This is a genomic window from Deferrisoma sp., assembly GCF_054681715.1.
This window is the reverse complement of sequence record NZ_BAAHFQ010000232.1, coordinates 1-3,472: the sequence shown is the minus strand read 5'-3', so window position 1 is coordinate 3,472 and position 3,472 is coordinate 1. Positions and strand designations below refer to the sequence as shown.

The following is a 3,472-nucleotide window of genomic DNA, read 5'->3' as shown; positions in this document are numbered from 1 at the left end:
TCGCCGATGGCCTGCTCCACCAGGGCGCCCATCCGGAGGATCTGCTGCTGGAGCCGCTCCAGGTCGGCCTCGTAGGCCCTGCTCGTGTGGGGTTTCATCGGTGCCTCCGGGGCCGGCTCAGCCGAACCGGCCGGTGATGTACGCCTCGGTCTGTTCGTCGGCCGGCGAGGTGAAGATTTTCTGGGTCCGATCGTACTCGACGAGGCGGCCCATGTAAAAGAACCCGGTGTAGTCCGACACCCGAGCGGCCTGCTGCATGTTGTGGGTCACGATGACGATCGTGTAGCGCTCTTTGAGCTCCACCACAAGGTCCTCCAGTCGCGCCGTGGAGATGGGGTCGAGGGCGCTCGCCGGCTCGTCCATCAGGAGCACTTCGGGCTCCACGGCCAGGGCCCGGGCGATGCACAGCCGCTGCTGCTGCCCGCCCGAAAGCTCCAGGGCCGAGGCCCGCAGGCGGTCCTTCACCTCGTCCCACAGGGCGGCTTTGCGCAGGGCGTCCTCCACGATCTCGGCCAGGCGGGCCTTGTCGCGCACCCCGTGGATCCGGGGGCCGTACGCCACGTTGTCGAAGATCGATTTGGGAAACGGGTTCCAGCGCTGAAACACCATGCCGACCCGCCGCCGCAGGTCCACCACGTCGGTCGACGGCGAGAGGATGTCCTCGCCGTCGAGGAGGATGCGGCCCCGGGTCCGGGCTCCGGGCACCAGGTCGTTCATGCGGTTCAGGCATCGGAGAAACGTGCTCTTGCCGCAGCCCGAGGGGCCGATCAGGGCGGTGACCCGGTTCGACGGGATGCGGATCGTGATGTCGTGAAGGGCCTGCTTGGGGCCGTACCAGACGCTGACGTCCTGGCAGTCGAGGCGAACGGGGGTGTCCATGGGGTTCCTCTGGGCGCTCAGCGGGCCGACTCGAGCCGGCGCCGCATGCGGCTTCGCACGGCAAAGGCCGTGAGGTTCAGGCTGAACACCAGGCCCACCAGCACGAGCGCTGTGCCGTAAGCCAACGGGCGGACCTTGGTGAGCGAATGATGCTGAGTGGAGAGAATGTAGAGGTGGTACGGCAGGGCCATGAACTGGTCCGAGAGGCTCTTGGGCACGAACGGCAGGAAGAACGCGACCCCCGTGAACAGGATCGGCGCCGTCTCCCCCGCCGCCCGGCTCAGGCCCAGGATCGCGCCGGTGAGGATGCCGGGGAGCGCCGGGGGCAGCACCACCGTGCGGATGGCCTGCCACCGGGTGGCCCCCAGGGCCAGGGCCCCGTCCCGGTAGGCGGGCGGCACGCTCTTCAGAGCCTCCTCGCTCGCCGTGATGATCCAGGGGAGTGTGAGGAGCCCCAGGGTGAGCCCGGCCGACAGCAGGCTCGTCCCCAGGCCCAGGAGGTCCACGAACAGCACCACGCCGAAGAGCCCGTACACGATGCTGGGCACGCCCGAGAGGTTCCGGATGGCGAGCCGGATCCACCGCGTGGTGCGGTTCTCCGGGGCGTACTCGACCAGGTAGATCGCGGCCCCCACCCCCAGGGGGAGCGAGAACGCCACGGTCAACAGGCTCACCAGGGCCGTGCCCGCGATGGCCGGGAAGATGCCGCCCGCGGTCATCCCCTTGCGCGGCCGGTCGGCCAGGAACTCCCAGCCCATCACCTGCCATCCCTCGTAGGCGATGTGGGCCAGGAGCGCCACGAGCACGGCCACGACGACCAGGGTGCTCAGAAGAAGCCACGACCGGCCCAGGGCCGACCAGATCCGTTTGGCCGTCATCGGCTCAGCCCCCCGCGCCGGATGAAGGCATCGGCGACCCAGTTCACGGCGAACGAGATCACGAACAGCACGAGCCCCACGGCGAACAGGGCGAAGTAGTGGGCCGTGCCGTGGGGCACCTCCCCGAGTTCGATCGCGATCGTGGCCGTCATGGTCCGCACGGGCGACAGAAACCCGCTCGGGAACGCCGGGGCGTTCCCGCAGGCCATGAGCACGGTCATGGTCTCCCCGATGGCCCGGCCCATGGCGAGCATCATGGCCGCCAGGATCCCCGGGGCGGCCGACGGGATCGTGACCTTGACCAGGGTCTCCCAGGGGTTGGCGCCCAGCGCGAGGCTCGCGAGCCGGTAGTCCCGGGGCACGGCCCGCAGGGCGTCCTCGGAGAGGCTCACCGCCGTGGGCAGCGCCATCACGGTCAGCAGCACCGCGCCGTTCAGGGCGGTGAGCCCGTGCGGGAGGCCGAACAGCTTCGCGATCGTGGGCCCCACCACCACGATGCCGATAAACCCGACGACCACGCTGGGGATGCTGGCGAGCATCTCCACCGCGGGTTTGAGGATCTCGCGCACCCGGGCCGGGGCGAACTCGGAAAGGTACGCGGCCACCCCAAGCCCCAGGGGCACGGTGAACGCCATGGCCCCCAGGGTCACCAACGCGGTGGAGGCCACCATGGAGAGGATGCCGTACCGGGCGCCCTCCGGGCTCGTGGGGTCCCACCGGGTCGAGGTGAGGAACTCCCAGAGGGGGATTTCCCGGAACGCCTTGGCCCCCTGCCACAGAAGGAGCGCGAAGATCCCGGCGAGCACCAGGATCGAGGCGTACCCGCAGGCGGCCAGGGTCCACTCGATGAGCCGCTCGCCGAAGCGGCTCCGCCGCCGCGCCGGGCCGGAGACGGCTAAGGCCGTGGTTTCGTTCATGGGTGTCATCCGGTCAGGGGAAGGATCGGGCGGGAGTGTAGCAGCGAAATGTTACGGGCGGGTTACGACCGCGTTGCGAAATGATGACGAACGCGGCCGTGTGAGGACAGACGACAGGGGACAGGGGTTCTCCGACCTCTGACCCCTGAATTCCGGCCCCTGGCACGGAAGACGCTCCTACGGGGGGCAGAGGCGATGCCCCCGGACTCCCGGCTGCTTTTGGCCGCCCAGCCGCCGAGCAGCCCAGCCGCCTAGCGGAAGTGAGAAGTCTTGGGGCCGGGGGCGTTCCGCGGGGACACGACGGCCGCCTTCACCGAACCGTAATCGGGTCGTAACCCGGCCGTAACATCGGGGGGCTATTCTGGGCGCCGTCGAAGCGAACCCGAAACGAGAAGGAGGCGAACGGCATGCGAAAGATTCTGGTGACAGTCGCGGCGGTGGCCCTGGCGGTGGCGGGTCCGGCCTGGGCCGGGCGGAAAATGCTGCAGGTCAAGGGGTCTGACACCCTGGTGAACCTGGTCCAGTCCTGGGCCGAGGCGTTCCTGGACGAGACGGGGCAGTTCGTCGCCGTGACCGGTGGCGGGTCGGGCACCGGGATCGCGGCCCTGATCGACGGCAAGGCCGACATCGCAAACTCGTCCCGGTCGATCAAGCCCAAGGAGGTCGAGCTGGCCCGGAAGAACGGGGTGGAGCCGGTGGAGTTCGCGGTGGCGGTGGACGGGCTGTGCGTGATCGTAAACGAGAACAACCCGATCGAGGCGCTCACTCCCGACGACGTGGGCCGGCTTTTCCGGGGCG

Annotated in this window: 4 protein-coding genes; 1 reads left to right on the top strand and 3 read right to left on the bottom strand. The window is 69.4% G+C overall.

What is annotated here, in order from left to right:
* Nucleotides 1-117: 117 nt before the first annotated feature.
* From pstB to pstC, 3 genes are read right to left on the bottom strand one after another with little or no spacing between them, the layout of a single operon-like run.
* Nucleotides 118-879: a phosphate ABC transporter ATP-binding protein PstB gene (gene pstB, locus ACY0I8_RS17065; protein ID WP_461395708.1), complete on the bottom strand. Its 762-nt coding sequence runs from the start codon at nucleotides 877-879 to the stop codon at nucleotides 118-120.
* Between the two features lie 17 nt (nucleotides 880-896).
* Nucleotides 897-1,757, bottom strand: coding sequence for a phosphate ABC transporter permease PstA (gene pstA / locus ACY0I8_RS17060; protein ID WP_461395707.1), 861 nt, complete (start codon nucleotides 1,755-1,757; stop codon nucleotides 897-899).
* Nucleotides 1,754-2,674: a phosphate ABC transporter permease subunit PstC gene (gene pstC, locus ACY0I8_RS17055; RefSeq protein ID WP_461395706.1), complete on the bottom strand. Its 921-nt coding sequence runs from the start codon at nucleotides 2,672-2,674 to the stop codon at nucleotides 1,754-1,756. Before pstC ends, pstA begins: the two co-directional genes overlap by 4 nt.
* Before the next feature lie 407 nt (nucleotides 2,675-3,081).
* On the opposite strand from pstC, the gene ACY0I8_RS17050 reads away from it, so the two are divergent.
* Nucleotides 3,082-3,472 (top strand): substrate-binding domain-containing protein (locus ACY0I8_RS17050; protein ID WP_461395705.1); only part of this gene is annotated, 391 nt, incomplete at its 3' end.

Excerpts from the sequence above, each read along its gene's own strand:
- pstB (WP_461395708.1), bottom strand. The coding sequence starts at position 879 with ATGGACACCCCCGTTCGCCTCGACTGCCAGGACGTCAGCGTCTGGTAC.
- pstA (WP_461395707.1), bottom strand. The coding sequence starts at position 1,757 with ATGACGGCCAAACGGATCTGGTCGGCCCTGGGCCGGTCGTGGCTTCTT.
- pstC (WP_461395706.1), bottom strand. The coding sequence starts at position 2,674 with ATGAACGAAACCACGGCCTTAGCCGTCTCCGGCCCGGCGCGGCGGCGG.